At 46.1% G+C, this 15,324-nt stretch carries 15 protein-coding genes; 12 read left to right on the forward strand and 3 right to left on the reverse strand.

Annotation, left to right across the window (positions count from 1 at the left end; all coding sequences use genetic code 11):
* Nucleotides 1-109: 109 nt before the first annotated feature.
* Nucleotides 110-976 (forward strand): helix-turn-helix domain-containing protein, encoded by an 867-nt coding sequence (locus AAC052_RS08960; protein WP_339812658.1) that lies wholly within the window; start codon nt 110-112, stop codon nt 974-976.
* A 14-nt stretch (nt 977-990) separates the two neighbouring features.
* Here AAC052_RS08960 and AAC052_RS08965 read toward each other — a convergent pair whose 3' ends face one another.
* A complete protein-coding gene (locus tag AAC052_RS08965) occupies nt 991-2,778 on the reverse strand; it encodes an ABC transporter ATP-binding protein (protein ID WP_317489270.1) in 1,788 nt (595 codons plus the stop codon).
* Nucleotides 2,779-2,952: 174 nt separating this feature from the next.
* Between AAC052_RS08965 and AAC052_RS08970 the strand changes: the two genes are divergently transcribed.
* The 7 genes from AAC052_RS08970 to coaE all read left to right on the forward strand — a co-directional run bounded on the left by AAC052_RS08970 (nt 2,953) and on the right by coaE (nt 8,259).
* Nucleotides 2,953-4,053, forward strand: a complete 1,101-nt coding sequence (locus tag AAC052_RS08970; RefSeq protein WP_339812659.1) for a Glu/Leu/Phe/Val dehydrogenase dimerization domain-containing protein — start codon at nt 2,953-2,955, stop codon at nt 4,051-4,053.
* Between the two features lie 47 nt (nt 4,054-4,100).
* Nucleotides 4,101-5,279 (forward strand): transcription antitermination factor NusB, encoded by a 1,179-nt coding sequence (nusB, locus tag AAC052_RS08975; RefSeq protein WP_339812661.1) that lies wholly within the window; start codon nt 4,101-4,103, stop codon nt 5,277-5,279.
* Between the two features lie 9 nt (nt 5,280-5,288).
* Nucleotides 5,289-5,585 carry a YtxH domain-containing protein gene (locus AAC052_RS08980; RefSeq protein ID WP_151997673.1) on the forward strand — a complete coding sequence of 99 codons (297 nt, stop codon included), beginning with the start codon at nt 5,289-5,291 and terminating at the stop codon, nt 5,583-5,585.
* Nucleotides 5,586-5,745: 160 nt separating this feature from the next.
* Nucleotides 5,746-6,309: a DUF1573 domain-containing protein gene (locus AAC052_RS08985; protein WP_317489267.1), complete on the forward strand. Its 564-nt coding sequence runs from the start codon at nt 5,746-5,748 to the stop codon at nt 6,307-6,309.
* A 24-nt stretch (nt 6,310-6,333) separates the two neighbouring features.
* Complete coding sequence (gene yajC, locus AAC052_RS08990) at nt 6,334-6,654, forward strand: preprotein translocase subunit YajC (protein WP_317489266.1); 321 nt, start codon at nt 6,334-6,336, stop codon at nt 6,652-6,654.
* Between the two features lie 26 nt (nt 6,655-6,680).
* A complete protein-coding gene (locus AAC052_RS08995; protein WP_339812663.1) occupies nt 6,681-7,640 on the forward strand; it encodes a hypothetical protein in 960 nt (319 codons plus the stop codon).
* On the forward strand, nt 7,627-8,259 hold the full coding sequence (gene coaE, locus AAC052_RS09000; RefSeq protein WP_339812665.1) for a dephospho-CoA kinase: 633 nt from the start codon (nt 7,627-7,629) through the stop codon (nt 8,257-8,259). Before AAC052_RS08995 ends, coaE begins: the two co-directional genes overlap by 14 nt.
* Here the strand turns inward: coaE and AAC052_RS09005 are convergent.
* A complete protein-coding gene (locus tag AAC052_RS09005; protein ID WP_317489263.1) occupies nt 8,234-8,593 on the reverse strand; it encodes a hypothetical protein in 360 nt (119 codons plus the stop codon). The genes coaE and AAC052_RS09005 overlap by 26 nt on opposite strands.
* An 11-nt stretch (nt 8,594-8,604) precedes the next feature.
* Nucleotides 8,605-9,567 carry a T9SS type A sorting domain-containing protein gene (locus tag AAC052_RS09010; protein ID WP_317489262.1) on the reverse strand — a complete coding sequence of 321 codons (963 nt, stop codon included), beginning with the start codon at nt 9,565-9,567 and terminating at the stop codon, nt 8,605-8,607.
* Between the two features lie 122 nt (nt 9,568-9,689).
* On the opposite strand from AAC052_RS09010, the gene AAC052_RS09015 reads away from it, so the two are divergent.
* The 4 genes from AAC052_RS09015 to AAC052_RS09030 all read left to right on the forward strand — a co-directional run bounded on the left by AAC052_RS09015 (nt 9,690) and on the right by AAC052_RS09030 (nt 15,316).
* Entirely contained in the window at nt 9,690-11,321 is a 1,632-nt protein-coding gene (locus tag AAC052_RS09015; protein ID WP_339812667.1) for a HAMP domain-containing sensor histidine kinase, read from the forward strand.
* Entirely contained in the window at nt 11,305-12,003 is a 699-nt protein-coding gene (locus AAC052_RS09020) for a response regulator transcription factor (RefSeq protein ID WP_339812668.1), read from the forward strand. The genes AAC052_RS09015 and AAC052_RS09020 overlap by 17 nt, the downstream gene beginning before the upstream one ends.
* 153 nt (nt 12,004-12,156) lie before the next feature.
* Nucleotides 12,157-12,888 (forward strand): 1-(5-phosphoribosyl)-5-[(5-phosphoribosylamino)methylideneamino] imidazole-4-carboxamide isomerase, encoded by a 732-nt coding sequence (locus AAC052_RS09025; RefSeq protein WP_317489259.1) that lies wholly within the window; start codon nt 12,157-12,159, stop codon nt 12,886-12,888.
* A 151-nt stretch (nt 12,889-13,039) separates the two neighbouring features.
* Nucleotides 13,040-15,316 (forward strand): TonB-dependent receptor, encoded by a 2,277-nt coding sequence (locus AAC052_RS09030; RefSeq protein ID WP_339812669.1) that lies wholly within the window; start codon nt 13,040-13,042, stop codon nt 15,314-15,316.
* Nucleotides 15,317-15,324: the final 8 nt, after the last annotated feature.

The raw sequence follows: 15,324 nt of genomic DNA on the forward strand, positions 1-15,324 counted from the left end.
GCCCAAAACTAGGTACCAGCCCGTCCGGCAATAGTAAATCAATTGTAAAAAGAATGTAAACAGCTGTAAAAGCTGAACATAGCTTCGTGCAAAGCCGTACCTTTAAGACATGAAGACCATTTTGGCAGGGACGTGTTTGGCAATTGGCCTCCTGGCTGCAGTTCTCCTTCTCACAGGCAGCGACTCGCCACCTATGGCTGGCGAAAAGGCGGAAATAGCCATGCGCAATGTTGGCTATAGAGTGCTATTGGCGGCAGGAGATTCGTCATCAAGGGTACTTCCCGTGACAAAAGTTGATAATAACATCTACTTGATCCGGTTCGAAAACCCTTTGACATTCACCACCGACACACTGGTAAAGGTCATCCACGAGGCACTTGCTCCCGGCATTAATACCAAAATTTTACCCAGTGCCTATGTGGTGAACGTGATGGAATGCACGGGCAATTTGGTTGTGTACAGCTACCAAATGGCTGGTACGGAGGAAAACACCCTGGTACCTTGTAAAGGCAGAGACCAGCCGGTGGGTTGCTATGCGATCAAAATTACCTTCGAACGATCCACTCTCCTTGCTGGTGGAAAATGGAAGCTGGGTGGCTTGGCCCTTACCTGCCTGGCGCTGGCTGGGTTTATTTTTTTAAGAAAGGCTCCCACTTCAAACAATGAACAAAAGCAGCCGTCCACACTTTCGATTGGGCAGTTTGCCTTTGACCTGCAAAACGGCATACTGAAGCACAAAAACGAAATCATCGACCTTACGGCAAAAGAGGCAAAGATTCTGACACTATTCGCCAAACAGCCCAATATGGTGCTGGAAAGGGATAAACTCATGAAAGAAGTGTGGGAAGATGAGGGCGTTATCGTGGGCCGCAGCCTGGATATGTTTGTGTCGAAACTCCGTAAAAAGCTGCAAGCCGATCCTAACGTTAAAATCACTAACGTGCACGGGAAAGGGTATAAGCTGGAGATCGGGTAATTAAAACTTCGCCGCTACCCCTCACTCTCTTCTGTCTGCAACTGCTTTTCGTAAAGCTCTTTGTAAATGCCGCCCTGAGCCAGCAGTGATTCGTGGACACCGTACTCTTTGATCTCGCCATCGTCCAGCACAATGATCTTATTGGCCAGCTTGGCTGAAGACACACGGTGTGAGATAATGATCGTCGTGCGATTTTGCATGATGCGCTTCATCGCCTGTAGAATTGAATTCTCTGTTTTTGTGTCAACCGCCGAAAGCGAATCGTCAAGAATAAGGATTTGCGGGTTACGAACAATGGCCCGGGCAATAGACAGCCTTTGCTTCTGTCCACCTGACAGCGTAATGCCCCTTTCACCTATCTTCGTTTCAAACCCAGCCGGAAATCCCTTTATGTTTTCGAGAAGGTCAGCATCTTCTGCAGCCTTAACTATCTGATCCCTGTTGTGGTCATTGCCGCCAAAGGCAATGTTGTTAGCCAATGTGTCCGAAAAGAGGAACACATCTTGTGGCACGTAGCCTATCTGCCCACGCAAATGCTGAACATTGTAGGCCCTTATGTCGTGACCATCCACTTTTATTTGCCCCTGATTCACATCGTACATGCGGCAAATAAGGTTGGCAATGGTCGACTTGCCCGACCCCGTGGTGCCAATCACCGCCAGTGAATCCCCCGGATCCACTGTAAATGAAACATGGCTCAACGCTTTGATGCCTGAATCGGGGTACACAAACGACACATCTTCGAACTTAATCGCTCCCTTAATTTCTTGCTTCACATTGAGCGTCGAAACAATTTCTGTCTTTGTATCCAGAAACTCGTTGATCCGCTTTTGAGAGGCCGCTGCCCGCTGGATGATACTGGTAATCCAGCCCAGCGAAGTCACGGGCCAGGTGAGCATATTTACATAAATAATAAATTCAGCGATGATACCTGTGGTGATCGCTCCCGCCATCACTTCAATCGACCCAATATAAACAGTGAGAATTGTACTGAGGCCGATCAGGAACATGATGAGAGGAAAGAACAGCGCATTAACGAAGGTGAGCTGCAGCGATTTGTCTTTGTACTCATTGCTCTCCTTGTTGAACTTATCATCAAAGTCGTGCTCCCTCACAAACGACTTAATCACTCTTATGCCGGAGAAAGCCTCCTGAACAAAAGTTGAAAGATTGGAAAGACTCCTTTGAATCTCCTCCGAACGCTTGTTGATGATGTTGTTAACAAAGTAGATGCTGACCGACAACACCGGTAAGGGCAGAAGAGAATAAAGTGTCAGCTTCGGGTTGATGCTGAACATGAATGGAATCACCATAAAAAACAGGGTGAACAGCGTGATTCCATACATGATGGCGGGGCCAATATACATGCGCACTTTGCTCACATCCTCAGAAATTCTGGCCATCAGGTCGCCAGTATTGTTACGGCGGTAGAAGCTAAGCGGCAACGTCTGATAATGCGCATAAATCTCATTCTTCATGTCATACTCTATCAGGCGTGACATCACAATAATTGTCTGCCTCATGAAAAACAAAAACACACCCCGAAGCAGCGCCATCAGCAGAATGAAAAAACCATAAATGAAGATGCTGGATGTAAACAAGTCATAAGTTTCCGACTGTAGCTCAAGACCCTGAAAGGCGCTATGCAGGCTAATTCCCCGCTGCACAATATCAAATGCCTGTCTTACCAGGTAGGCCGGAATAATGGCAAACACATTGGAAATAATAATGAACAAAGTACCCAGAATCAGGTGGTACTTATATTTGAGGAGATACTTATTTATTGCTGCTAGATCTTTCACTGAATCTTAAAACGAGACTTTGGGTAAATGGTTCATTGGCCTGGCGAATACCTTGGTTCGCAACCTAAAAAAAACGTAGCTTTGTGGTTACAAACGCAATCCCGACATTTCTTGTCAAAAGTAGGGAAAGCTTTGAACCCAAATAACAACATGTGACCTTATTTTATCTTCGTGATGATCGAAACTTCAGAATTGAAAACCACCGGCATGGGTATTTTCAACCAGCTGGCGGAGTTGGAGCATGAGCAGGTGGTATTTTGCCACGACAAGGCAACTGGTTTAAAGGCCATAGTTGCTATTCACAACACAGTTTTGGGGCCTGCTGTAGGCGGCACCCGCATGTGGAATTACGCCTCTGAAGAGGATGCCCTTAACGACGCCCTGCGTTTGTCGAGGGGAATGACATTTAAGTCAGCTATTGCAGGGCTTAATATTGGTGGCGGAAAAGCTGTGATCATTGGCGATGCCAAAAAAATAAAAAACGAGGTGCTGATGCGCCGCTTTGGCAAATTCGTGCACGGACTGGGTGGGCGTTACTGGACGGCTGAAGATGTCAACATGTCTACCCGTGACATGGAATATATCAGAATGGAAACTCCCTACGTAACCGGCGTGCCGGAGTCGATGGGTGGTGGAGGTGATCCCTCTCCGGTTACCGCCTTTGGTGTATTCATGGGCATGAAGGCAACTGCCAAAAAAGTATATGGCAGCGACTCGTTGAAGGGAAAAAAGGTCGCAGTGCAGGGAGCAGGCCATGTGGCTACTTACCTCATGGAGCATCTCGCCAAAGAAGGTGCAAAAATATTTGTGTGCGACTTTCATGAAGAGAAGCTCAAGCATGCAGCCGATAGTTTCGGAGCCACAGTGGTGCCTGTCGACGACATTTACGACCTGGATGTTGACATCTACTCGCCCTGTGCCTTAGGCGCTACGATAAATGACGGCACAATCGGTCGGTTGAAATGTGCCATGATTGCGGGCGGTGCCAATAATCAACTGGCGGAAGAGCTAAAGCATGGCAGAAAGTTGATTGAAAAAGGAATCTTGTACGCACCTGACTTTCTTATCAATGGCGGCGGCATTACTAATGTGTATTACGAGCAAATAGGCAACTATAACAGGGAAGTGGTGTATCAGCAGACTGAAAGAATATACGAAACAACACTTCGGGTATTTGATCTGGCTGAGAAAAAAGGCATTACGCCTCAGGAATCAGCCATGGAAATAGCCATTAACAGGATCAATGATATTGGTAAGATCAAGTTATCTTACTAGCTTAATAGAAATTAAAATAAAACTTTTCGTTCTTTTTTTATTGGGAAATGCTAAACAGAAGAACCCTTCGGATCAAAGCCGTGCAATCATATTTTGCTCTTGAGCAAAGTATCATCTCCGACTTTGAAATCGCCAATCAGCAAATCGCTGATTACTTTCAGCCTGATTTGAATAGTATGGAGCCTCAGGACGCCAAACTTCTAAAGAAGAAAGGAAAGATAGCGCAAACTTGCTTCGCCGAGCAGCATAAGAATAATACCATTCAATATCCTGCTGAGGCGGATGATGAGATGAAGAAATCTGTGGCAGATGCTGTCACTTACTTCAGAAATCAGGTCAAAAAAGACAAAGAGGCTTTTCAGAACCGCATGCTGAAAGACGTTGATAGCATCCACGACTCTTACTATCTGGCACTGATGTTACCAGCGGAGTTTGCACTGCATGTATCGAAGGAAAAAAGAAAGCAATTGGGCAATCTGTCGTCGGAAAAAATTGTTGTGGCCAATGACTACAACCTGGCTGACAACAAGGTTGTTCAGGCCCTTCTTGACTTCGAACCGTTGCAGCAGCAGCTTGGCCAACGGTCGCTCAGCTGGTCAGCTTACAGAGACGACACAAGCACCTGGTACAAGGACATTCTGAAAGCGGACGAGGCTTACAAAGCCTATCAACTACTTTCAAATCCAACGCTGGAGCAGGACAAAGAAATCGTTTTGCACATTATCAAAAAACTGTTTTTCAAGCACCCAACCATTCAAACCTTCATGGAAGAGAAGGATTTGTATTGGGAAGAAAATAGCGGCATTGTGAAAAGCCTGGCGGTGAAAACAATCAAGGCGTATCAAGGGCAGGGAGAGCCCTTCCAACTGCTGGAGCTTTCTGCCAACCTGGAAGACGACCTTGACTATTTCCGTGACCTGTTTAAAATAACATTTGCCAATAATGAAGAGTATGAGGCCATTGTTGCTGAGAAATCAAAGAACTGGGAAATCGATAGAATTGCGCTTATCGATAAGGTGATTTTGAAAATGGCCATCGCAGAAATGGTTCATTTTCCTTCGATACCAGTAAAAGTGACGATAAATGAGTTTATTGAGATATCAAAAAACTATAGCACGCCCAAGAGCAAGCAGTTCGTCAATGGATTATTAGATGTATTGGCCAACGATTTGGCAGCGAAAGGCGTTATAAAGAAAAGTGGAAGAGGATTAATTGATAACAAATAGAAATATACTATGAGCAGGACTACTGGTACCTTAATAGCATTTTTGGCTGGAGCCGCCACCGGAGCGGTGCTGGGTATTTTATATGCTCCCGATAAGGGAACAAACACGAGGGACAAGCTATCTTTCCAGCTCGACAAGTACAAAGGTAGACTTCAGGAGTTGATTGATGAGCTGATGGAGAGCAAAGGCCTGGTGGAGAGCGAAGCGAAATCCGAAGGAGAAAGGATCATCAACGACGCCAAGGAAAAGGCAGAAAGACTGCTTGATGATGTGGATGAGCTCATCGGTCAGATCAGAAAAAAATAGTACGACCCGGGAAAAGATTGGTTATATTCTCCTCTGCAAAGGGCTTTTCGCCTTTCGTGTAATAGGGAATCTTTAACCTGCCCATTCCGTTTTATTCATTGTTTATACTAAATTTGAAGTTCCTAACAGAATTTTACTAACCCTTCAAAATACCATAGTCATGAAGAAGTCAGTAGTTAACGTATTAGTTTTTGGAGCATTAGTGGCAGTAGGATTTAGCTGCTCAAATGCCGAAATGGAAGGCCGTCTGGCCAGATTGGAAGGTCGTGTGGCAGAATTGGAAGCCGGCAAAGCCAGAAGCGGACCAGCCTCCTCGGCAGCCACAGCCAGCCCTACAATTCAGCAAACTGCGCTTGAAGAAGAAGTGCCATCAGGGCCGGCACCAGTTTTCACCTGGGCCGAAGAGAATTATGATTTTGGCACAATCACAGAAGGTGAGATTGCCGAGCACGTATTCAAATTCACTAACACTGGCGAAGCACCTTTGATTATTTCAAACGCTTCAGCTTCTTGTGGCTGTACTGTGCCAGTTTGGCCTAAAGAGCCTATTCCAGTAGGCGGAACAGGCGAAATACAGGTGAAATTCAACAGTAGCAACAAGCCAGGTGTGCAGAACAAAACTGTCAGCATCACTGCCAATACCAACCCCAAGTTATCACGTTTGAACATCAAAGCGGTGGTTTCTCCTAAGGCTGGTGCAGCAGATGGCCCTGTTAAAAAATAATTATACCTAAACAATCACATAAGAATGCATTTGATTTTAGCACAGGCAAGTTCAGGTGGGGGCTACATGCAGTTTGTTATGCTGGGTGGCATGATCCTGATATTTTGGCTTTTTTTCATCAGGCCTCAACAAAAAAAGCAGAAAGAGCAACGCAAGTTTATCGATGAAATAAAGAAAGGTGACACTGTTGTAACCACCGGGGGAATCCACGGAAAGATTGCTGCAGTGGAAGACGACACGGTTGTTCTTGAGGTTGACAAGGGGCTGAAAATTAAATTCGAAAAGGCTGCTATTTCGCTGGATGCCAGCAAAAAATATGCGACGCCGACAGCAGCAGCCTCATAAGGAAACCTCAAATATTGCCTGCTAGAATGGCAAACAAAAAAATCTTTACATTTAAGATTGGAGAAAATTGGAAGGTAGTAGTATTGGCAGTTTTAGCCGCTACTACCTTTTGGTTTTTTAACTCCCTCAACAAAAACTACGAGGCCAGGCTCAGCTACCCCATTGCTTTTGATTTTCCACGTGACAGTGTCGTAATTGTTAAGCCGCTTCCCGATGAAGTGCGTATTGACGTGGCCAGTGGGGGCTGGAACCTCTTGCGCAAAACCTTTTGGTTCAACGTTGACCCGTTGATTATTCAACTCGACAACCCCACCGAAATAAAGTTTCTCACCAGAAACTCCCTCTACGACATCATAAAAGACCAGCTGACAGACATTGACCTGAACAGGGTGGTGACAGACACACTTTTTATTTCTGTCGAGCCCAAAATTCAGAAAATGGTAATGGCCGTGGTGGATAGCCTGACCATTCCCCTTGCAACAAACTACCGACTCACCAGCCCAATTACTTACGAACCAGACAGTGTGCTGATAGAAGGCCCATCAAGCCTTATGAACCGCTTTCCGTCCACATGGCTACTGGAGTTTGACCGCAGCGACATCGCTGGTGATTTTGAGCGGTCGCTGGCGGTGCCCCTGACTGACAATCGACTGATGAGTTCGACGCCCAAGTCAGTGACTGTTAAGTTCAGAGCCGAAGAATTCATAAGAGACTCCCTGCTGGTAGAAATTCAGCCGGTTAACTTCCCCAACAGGTACCGGGGCAAAGTGCCTTATCTGGCTGACACCAGCACGTACGTCTTTTACACCATCAAGGGCGATCTGGCCAGCCAGGTCAGCGATTCAGCATTTTCCATTGCTGCCGATTTCAAAATGTACAACAGCGAAGACTCTACCATCACCCCTGTTGTCTTGTTCAGGCCTTCGGAGGTGCTCGAGCTTCAACTGCTCCCTGAAAAACTTAAGGTCGGCCATGCCAACCAGTAAACCCATGCTTGTTGGCGTTACCGGCGGCATCGGCTCCGGCAAATCCACCGTGTGCAAAATATTTGAGGCGCTTGGTGTGCCGGTCTATAACTCCGACAACAGAGCCAAGTCGCTAATGGTAGAAGACAAAAGACTTGTTGAGGCAATAAAGGCGGCTTTCGGAGAAGAGGCCTATCCGGACAACCAAAACCTCAACAGAAGCTTTCTGGCAAAGGAAGTTTTCTCAAATCCTTCCAAATTACAAAAGCTCAATAGCCTGGTACATCCCGCTGTCGGGCGTGATTTTGCTTCCTGGGTAGCCGTTCAAAGTAGTCAGCCATACGTCATCAAAGAAGCGGCATTGTTGTTTGAAACCGGTTCAAACAACTCGCTGGACAGCATTGTGCTTGTCACAGCACCGGAAGAACTCAGAGTAAGTCGAGTACTGGCCCGTGATCCCCAGCGCAACGAAAAGCAGGTGAGGGACATCATCGGGAATCAGCTCAAAGACGAGGAGAAAAAAAAGCTGGCCGACTATATGCTCAACAATAACGAGCAGGAACTTTTGGTGCCTAAGGTAGTGGCACTACACCAAGCGCTACTGACTGCTGCCGCTAAAAAAGCTGCAAAGGAAGCTTGATCTGGTCTGCGTAGAATTTTATTCTGGTGCTTTTATCGTCAAAGGGTTCAATCTTGTCAATTCTGTCATACTTGTGGTTGTAGAAGACCTCAAAAAGCTGTGAACCCAGTTGATAGAGATTTACTTTATGTCCGTAGTACCTGATCGCAAACAGGAATTCTCCCTCAACATACAACTTGTTGATTTTTTGATTGAGTGACAATTGATCGAAGCTTTTCAAACCAGTTATTCGATTTACAGATGCCTGAATATCACAAAAAATCGGGTAAAGTGAAATGGACTTCGCCAAATAAAAAACACCGAAGCAATGCCCCGGTGCCTTTCTCTGAAACATACGTGCAATTATTAATTGATCATTATTTTTCTAACAAGCCTGCTTTTCCCCTGCAACACCTGAAGCAGATAAATGCCCGCTGGCTGGTCAGTGAGGTTAAACTCCTTCGAGTACCTGCCATCAAATGTTTTAATTTCCTCTTCATAAATCGTTTTCCCGCTTAGGTCAACAATAGACACCTGTAGCGGATCAGTTGATTTGAGTGACATATTTAGCGTGAACCTGCCATTATTCGGGTTGGGGTAATAGGCCAGGTCCAGCGGTTCAAGCTTTTCCATTTTTTTGGCCGGAAGCTGATCAAGCGAAGCTTCGTTGTCCTCTATTTTTGAGATGGTTATTTTCTTTCGCAGCACTATTGTCGACCCATGCTTGTCGCCGTCTTCACTATCCCATTCGAAGAAGTAACCATTGCTACCACCCATTTCGAACCGCTGTCCGAAAACTTCCCTCAGGGAGTCGATATCAAATGGGGTTAACTTCGTACTGAAGAGGCTATCCATCCCTCCAAACATCCAAACAGCATCATCAGAGTCTTCTGGTGCCCTAAAAACATATGATTGCGCTCCATCCGTCCCATTGAACTGAAATGTTCCCGAGCCATTGAAAAAGAAAGACTTTAGTGAGTCGGAGTCCGAGAGAATGTGTATTCGCTCTTTTACACCCGGAGACTGAGACTGATCCAGAATGATGGTATGTAAGCCTTCTTCTTTATCATTGTCGTAAAAGTGCACATCCAGCTTATTCTCATCCAGAAAAGCCTTGAGTTCGTCGTCGGCCAGCATCTCCTCTCTGGTCTTATATTCCTTCTTGAAAGTCTTGGTGCTTCCGTCTTCATCAGTCCGCAACTCCACATGGATACTTTTGTCTTTTGCCTGTTCAATAGTGGTTTGCTTTTGGGCCAAGGCTCCACCAGCCAACAATACGAAGACCGGGAGCAAAAGCCTTATTCTTTTTGTTACTGTCATAGTTTTCATAGTTCGTAGTGTTTAACCAAATGTACTCCGATGAGTAAAGCGGGGATGTTAAAGCATGGTTAATTGTTGTTAAAAAAGGTTAAAAGCGAACCAGTTAGGTATCTTGAGCGTAAATTTGGAGCATGAGTAAGAACACCCTTCGTTGGATCATAGCGCTAATGAGCGTAGCCCTTATTGGGCTGGTAGCCTTCCAGCTTTACTGGATTGATGCTGTGATAGAGGTGAATCAGGAGCGCTTCAGAAAGGACGTGCAAACCGCCCTGACCAACGCCGTGGACAAGCTGGAAAGACAAGAGGCCATGCTGGTGGCTTTCGACAATTTCAATTCCAATATCAAGTTCAGAAGTGTCACGCCCATGGCTCCGGGCAATGTCAGGTATATTGAGAGTACCTATAAAAAATGGGAGGTGAAGAGTGGAGAAGAACCGGTTGAAGCTTCTCAAAAGGCAAAAAAGCTCCCTTATAGTGTGCAGTATCAATTCGAATCAAATGAAGGTGATAATATCTATGTCGTTCAGGACACGTCTGTTCTTGTAGTGCCATCATCACCCGGCGACGGATTCAGCGGTTTCACATTTACTTCAGAAATCGGCGACTCTACGCATTTTGCCATTGGGCAGTACAAGAAAACCATACAAAAAGCAGCTCAAAAAACTGAAATGATCCAGGTGGCGCTGCACGAGCTGCTTTTTGAGAAACCCACCATCTCCAATAGGATCGACCCACATCAGCTTGATTCTCTGCTGGTTTCGGAGCTTGAAAATAAAGGTATTAACACCGAGTACGACTACAGCATTGTTGATGAGGAGTCAGGCAAGATTGTTTTGGCCTCTACCAACTATCAACCAAAAACAAGGCGGCACACGGAATTCAGGGCCAGCCTCTTCCCCAACGACTTGCTGGGTGAGGGCAGTACCCTTCTGATAAGCTTCCCCAATCAAAAATCGTTTTTACTTCAGAAGATTTGGACCAGCATGGCTTCCTCAGCGGTGCTTCTGGTCACCATCATTTTTTGCTTTGGCTATGCCGTGCAAACCATCATCAAGCAAAAGAAAATATCGGAGATAAAAAACGACTTCATTAACAACATGACCCACGAGTTCAAAACGCCTATCTCAACGGTCGCCCTGGCTTGCGAAGCCCTGCAGGATGAGCAGGTGGCCGTTCAGCCAACCTTTCAAAAACGTTACCTGAAAATTATTTCTGAAGAGAACAAACGCCTCGGCCTTCAGGTAGAAAAAGTGCTCCAAATGGCAGCACTCGACAGAAAAGATTTCAAGCTTAAACTCGAGAGCGTAGACATCAATGACCTTATCGAAAAGGCCATTGACAATGTGGCGCTTCAGGTGCAAAAAAGAAACGGAACAATCAACACCGAGATGAAAGCAAATCCGGCCAAAATACTCGTGGACCAAATGCACTTAACTAACATCATACATAACCTGCTCGACAACGCCAATAAGTATTCGCCCGAAGACCCCGAAATTCTGGTTAAAACTTCTAATAGCAAAAATGGGGTTGTCATCACGGTGGAAGACCATGGGCTGGGGATGAGCAAAGAGTCTGCTCAGAAGATATTTGACCGGTTCTACCGGGTGCCTACAGGCAACCTGCACGACGTTAAAGGTTTTGGGCTTGGCCTTGCTTACGTGAAAACTATGGTAGAAGCGCATGGAGGCACAATCGAAGTAAAAAGTGAGCTAAAAAAAGGAAGTACATTCGAAATACATCTACCCTATGGAAGTGAAGCCTAAATTATTAATCGTTGAAGATGATCCGAATTTGGGCCAGATCCTAAGAGAATATCTGGAGGTAAAGGGCTACGAACCAACACTCTGCACCGATGGGGAGGCCGGGTTTACCACCTTTACCCGCAATAGCTTCGATATGTGCATTCTCGATGTGATGATGCCTAAGAAGGACGGGTTTACCCTTGCCAGAGAAATACGAGAGAAAAGCAAAACCATTCCCATTATCTTTTTAACGGCCAAATCGATGAAAGATGATACCATCGAAGGCCTGAAGATTGGTGCAGACGATTATTTAACAAAGCCGTTTTCAATGGAAGAGCTACTTCTTCGAATGAAGGCGATCTTTAGAAGGACTCATGTGCATGGTAATGGTGAGGAAACGAACCTTCAGTTCGAAATTGGCAGCTTATATTTTGACGCCCACCTTAATTTGCTGAAAAGCCCCAGGCAAGAAATCAAGCTTACTTCAAAGGAAAATGCCCTTCTTCTTCTCTTCTGCCAAAACCTCAACAAAACGGTTGACAGGGCAGAGGCGCTCATGAAAATATGGCACGACGACAGCTATTTTAACGCCAGAAGTATGGATGTATACATTGCGAAGCTTCGCAAATACCTGAAAGAAGACGAACGCCTCAAAATTCTTACCGTGCATGGCCAGGGCTTCAAGCTTGTGGAGCTCAAATAGATTTTGTATTTTCTGTTCAGTTTGTATTGCGGCCCCGCTAAACAAACATTTCTGGTAGCTTTAATCCCTGACCGAATTCTGGAAAATATAATTAAAGGCGAGGGTCTCTACCACTAAAGTTTACTATTTTCACGGGCTCAACAATTTATATATATGATACAACTTGTACCATCCATAACAGTGATGAAGGGAAAGTCAGTGCGCCTTACTAAAGGAGACTTTTCCAGTGAGACCATTTATGATGAGCCTCCTTTGGATGTTGCAATGCAGTTTGAACAACATGGCATCGAAAGGGTGTACCTGGTTGACCTTGAGGGGTCAAAAAAAGGCAGCCCCGTCAACTACCATGTACTGGAAGCCATGGCCGGCCACACCAATCTTAAAATTAACTACGCTGGTGGCGTTCACACTGACGGTGATATTTTAAAGCTAATTGAATTCGGTGCAGACAGCATTACTTCCGCCACTATGGCCGTTTACAAGCCAGAGCTTTTCACCTCATGGCTGATGTCCTATGGCAGAAATAAGATTGCGCTTGGGGCCGACTCGCTCAATGGGCAGATTCGGGTAGGCGGCTGGCTGAAAGATACCAGCATAGACCTGTTTGAGCATATTGACTTCTTTTATCAAAACGGCCTCAAATACCTTAAAACTACCGACATTTCAAGAGATGGGGTACTTGAAGGCCCGTCTTTCGACCTGTTTGAGCAACTGGTAGCCCGCTTCCCCAACCTCCACATATTTGCCAGCGGCGGCGTTCGCAATGTTGATGACATCAAGCGCCTGGCCGACATCGGTGTTTATGGTGTCATATTCGGGAAAGCCTACTATGAAGGCAAAATCACACTAAAAGACATTGAAAGCCTGGTGGTAAAGAGTGTCTGAAAACTACCAGGCTTTACCATTCAAAGAATAGTGAATTTGTTTTTTGCAACGTTGTTGCATTTAGTATTCCCTCGCCCTACTTTTGTTCTTTACAGAGTTTGATTCAACTGGCTTGAGCAAGAAAATCGTAGCGTTTACATGTGTGTTGGTTATGGCAAAGGCGAGCGTCGTTTTCGCTCAAAGCCAGCCCTGTAACCTAACTTTGCAGGGCACCGTCCTCGACATGACAACCAAAGAGGCGCTACCCATAGCTGCTATTTGGTTAGTAGGTCCCGAAAAAGGAACTACCACCGACGAAAAGGGAAGGTTTAATATAAAAGGGCTATGCGCAGGCACCTTCACCGCTGACATTCATTACCTGGGCTATAAAGAAAAACACATGACCGTCACTCTTCCGCTACAGAACGAACTTTTCGTTTTGATGGAGGAAGATGACATGTTGATAGACGAGGTAACCGTGCAGGGTGAAGCTATTTCGCCTGACAAAACACAGTCAGAAGTAACGCTATCCGAAACCCAGTTGGCCAGAGCCAGCGGAAAATCATTGGGAGAAAGCTTGCAGGAGCTCCCCGGAGTCTCAAGTCTCAAAACAGGCCCAACCATTTCCAAGCCAATCATTAATGGGCTCCACAGCAACAGAATCCTCATCCTCAACAATGGCCTTCGGCAGGAAGGTCAACAATGGGGAACTGAGCACGCTCCTGAAATAGACCCAATGATGGCCACACAAATTTCGGTGGTAAAGGGCGCCGCCGCTGTTCGTTACGGGCCGGAAGCTATTGGCGGCATTGTGGTGGTGGAACCACCGGCTTTGCCCTATGAGCATAAGCACCTCCACGGTAACCTCAGGCTGATGGCTGCCGACAATGGGAGAATGGGGTCGGCGTCGACAACCTTTCAGGGGGGGCTGGGCAAAGCTGAATCGGTGGCATGGAGGCTACAGGCGACGGGGCGTCGTGCCGGCGACTTCAAAGCACCCGACTACATGCTCACCAATACTGGTTTAAAAGAGGCGGATTTTTCAGGAGCCATTGGATACAAAAAGAACGACTGGTTGGCGGAGGCCTATTACAGCAAGTTTACCACTGAGCTTGGTATTTTACGAAGCGCTCACATTGGCAACCTAACCGATCTTCAGGCGGCCTTTGAAAGCGATAGACCGCTCATTGTAGAAGACTTTTCCTACAAAATCGACAACCCAAGGCAGGAGATAAGTCACGATTTGGCAAAGGCAACTCTTGGAAAGAAAGGTCGTCTGGGTGATATCAAACTTGTGTACGGCTACCAAAGAAATATTCGTAAGGAGTTTGACATCAGGCGTGGAGGAAGGGGAGAAACGCCCGCTTTGCACATGGACCTGCTTACCCACTCAACCGACCTTATTTGGGAACAACGTACGTGGCAAAAGCTTAGAGGGCAAATCGGCGGAAGCTTTATATACCAGGAAAACAGGAACGTGCCTGGCACGGGAATCAAGCCGTTGATCCCCAACTACAACAGTGCCACGTCAGGGATGTTTGTCATCGAAAGGTGGATGGACGATCGCTGGGAGATAGAGGCCGGGCTAAGGTTTGACAATAGAGCTTTTCAGGTATTTACTTTTGACGAGAACAACGAAGTAATAAGACCTAAATACAATTTCAATAACTTCTCAGGATCAGTAGGCTTAGTGCTAAAGCCAGCAGATGGATGGAAGGTTACCTCCAACCTTGGCACAGCCTGGCGGCCACCGAATGTGAGTGAACTCTACAGCCAGGGACTTCACCATGGAGCAGCCACCATAGAGGAAGGCAATACAGAACTTGACACTGAGCAGGCACTGAAGTGGGTCAACCAGCTGCTGATTCGCAAAGGCATTTGGTCAGCCGAGGTGGCGATGTATGCACAAAAGATTGACAATTACATCTATCTACAGCCACAGCCGGAACCACGGCTGACTATCCGGGGAGCTTTTCCCGTATACTCTTACGTGCAAACGGACGCCTTTATGGCAGGGACAGACATTTCTGTGTCGGCTCAATTGAGCAAGCAATGGCAATACAACCTCAAGGGTTCCATTATCCGTGCTAAAGACGTTTTGAAAGATGATTATCTCATCTTTATGCCCGGAGACCGTATCCAAAACAGTGTCACCTGGAGCTATCCATTCCAGTCTAAGAAGACATTTTTTGTTTCAGCCTCGCATAGCCTTGTGCGCAGACAAAACCGCTATCCAGTCGGGGTCGATTATGTAGATCCGCCAAAAGGATATCAGCTGCTTGGCCTCAACGTGGGCTACGGATCCCAGCTTTTTGGCAATGACTACGAAATTTACCTTGAGGGCACTAACCTCCTCAATACTTCGTACAGAGAATACCTAAACCGGTTCAGGTACTATGCCGACGAACTGGGAAGAACAGTCACTATCAGGTTTAACTATAAATTTTAATTTAACAA

This window comes from uncultured Imperialibacter sp., from assembly GCF_963974565.1.
GTDB classification, from domain to species: Bacteria; Bacteroidota; Bacteroidia; order Cytophagales; family Cyclobacteriaceae; genus Imperialibacter; species Imperialibacter roseus.

What these genes read in the sequence shown, in the direction of transcription:
- yajC (WP_317489266.1), top strand. Translation starts at nt 6,334, where the DNA reads ATGCATTTGATTTTAGCACAGGCAAGTTCAGGTGGGGGCTACATGCAG.
- AAC052_RS09025 (WP_317489259.1), top strand. Translation starts at nt 12,157, where the DNA reads ATGATACAACTTGTACCATCCATAACAGTGATGAAGGGAAAGTCAGTG.
- AAC052_RS08970 (WP_339812659.1), top strand. Translation starts at nt 2,953, where the DNA reads ATGATCGAAACTTCAGAATTGAAAACCACCGGCATGGGTATTTTCAAC.
- AAC052_RS09010 (WP_317489262.1), bottom strand. Translation starts at nt 9,567, where the DNA reads ATGAAAACTATGACAGTAACAAAAAGAATAAGGCTTTTGCTCCCGGTC.
- coaE (WP_339812665.1), top strand. Translation starts at nt 7,627, where the DNA reads ATGCCAACCAGTAAACCCATGCTTGTTGGCGTTACCGGCGGCATCGGC.
- AAC052_RS09015 (WP_339812667.1), top strand. Translation starts at nt 9,690, where the DNA reads ATGAGTAAGAACACCCTTCGTTGGATCATAGCGCTAATGAGCGTAGCC.
- AAC052_RS08980 (WP_151997673.1), top strand. Translation starts at nt 5,289, where the DNA reads ATGAGCAGGACTACTGGTACCTTAATAGCATTTTTGGCTGGAGCCGCC.
- AAC052_RS09030 (WP_339812669.1), top strand. Translation starts at nt 13,040, where the DNA reads ATGGCAAAGGCGAGCGTCGTTTTCGCTCAAAGCCAGCCCTGTAACCTA.
- AAC052_RS08995 (WP_339812663.1), top strand. Translation starts at nt 6,681, where the DNA reads ATGGCAAACAAAAAAATCTTTACATTTAAGATTGGAGAAAATTGGAAG.
- AAC052_RS09005 (WP_317489263.1), bottom strand. Translation starts at nt 8,593, where the DNA reads ATGTTTCAGAGAAAGGCACCGGGGCATTGCTTCGGTGTTTTTTATTTG.
- AAC052_RS08985 (WP_317489267.1), top strand. Translation starts at nt 5,746, where the DNA reads ATGAAGAAGTCAGTAGTTAACGTATTAGTTTTTGGAGCATTAGTGGCA.
- nusB (WP_339812661.1), top strand. Translation starts at nt 4,101, where the DNA reads ATGCTAAACAGAAGAACCCTTCGGATCAAAGCCGTGCAATCATATTTT.
- AAC052_RS08960 (WP_339812658.1), top strand. Translation starts at nt 110, where the DNA reads ATGAAGACCATTTTGGCAGGGACGTGTTTGGCAATTGGCCTCCTGGCT.
- AAC052_RS09020 (WP_339812668.1), top strand. Translation starts at nt 11,305, where the DNA reads ATGGAAGTGAAGCCTAAATTATTAATCGTTGAAGATGATCCGAATTTG.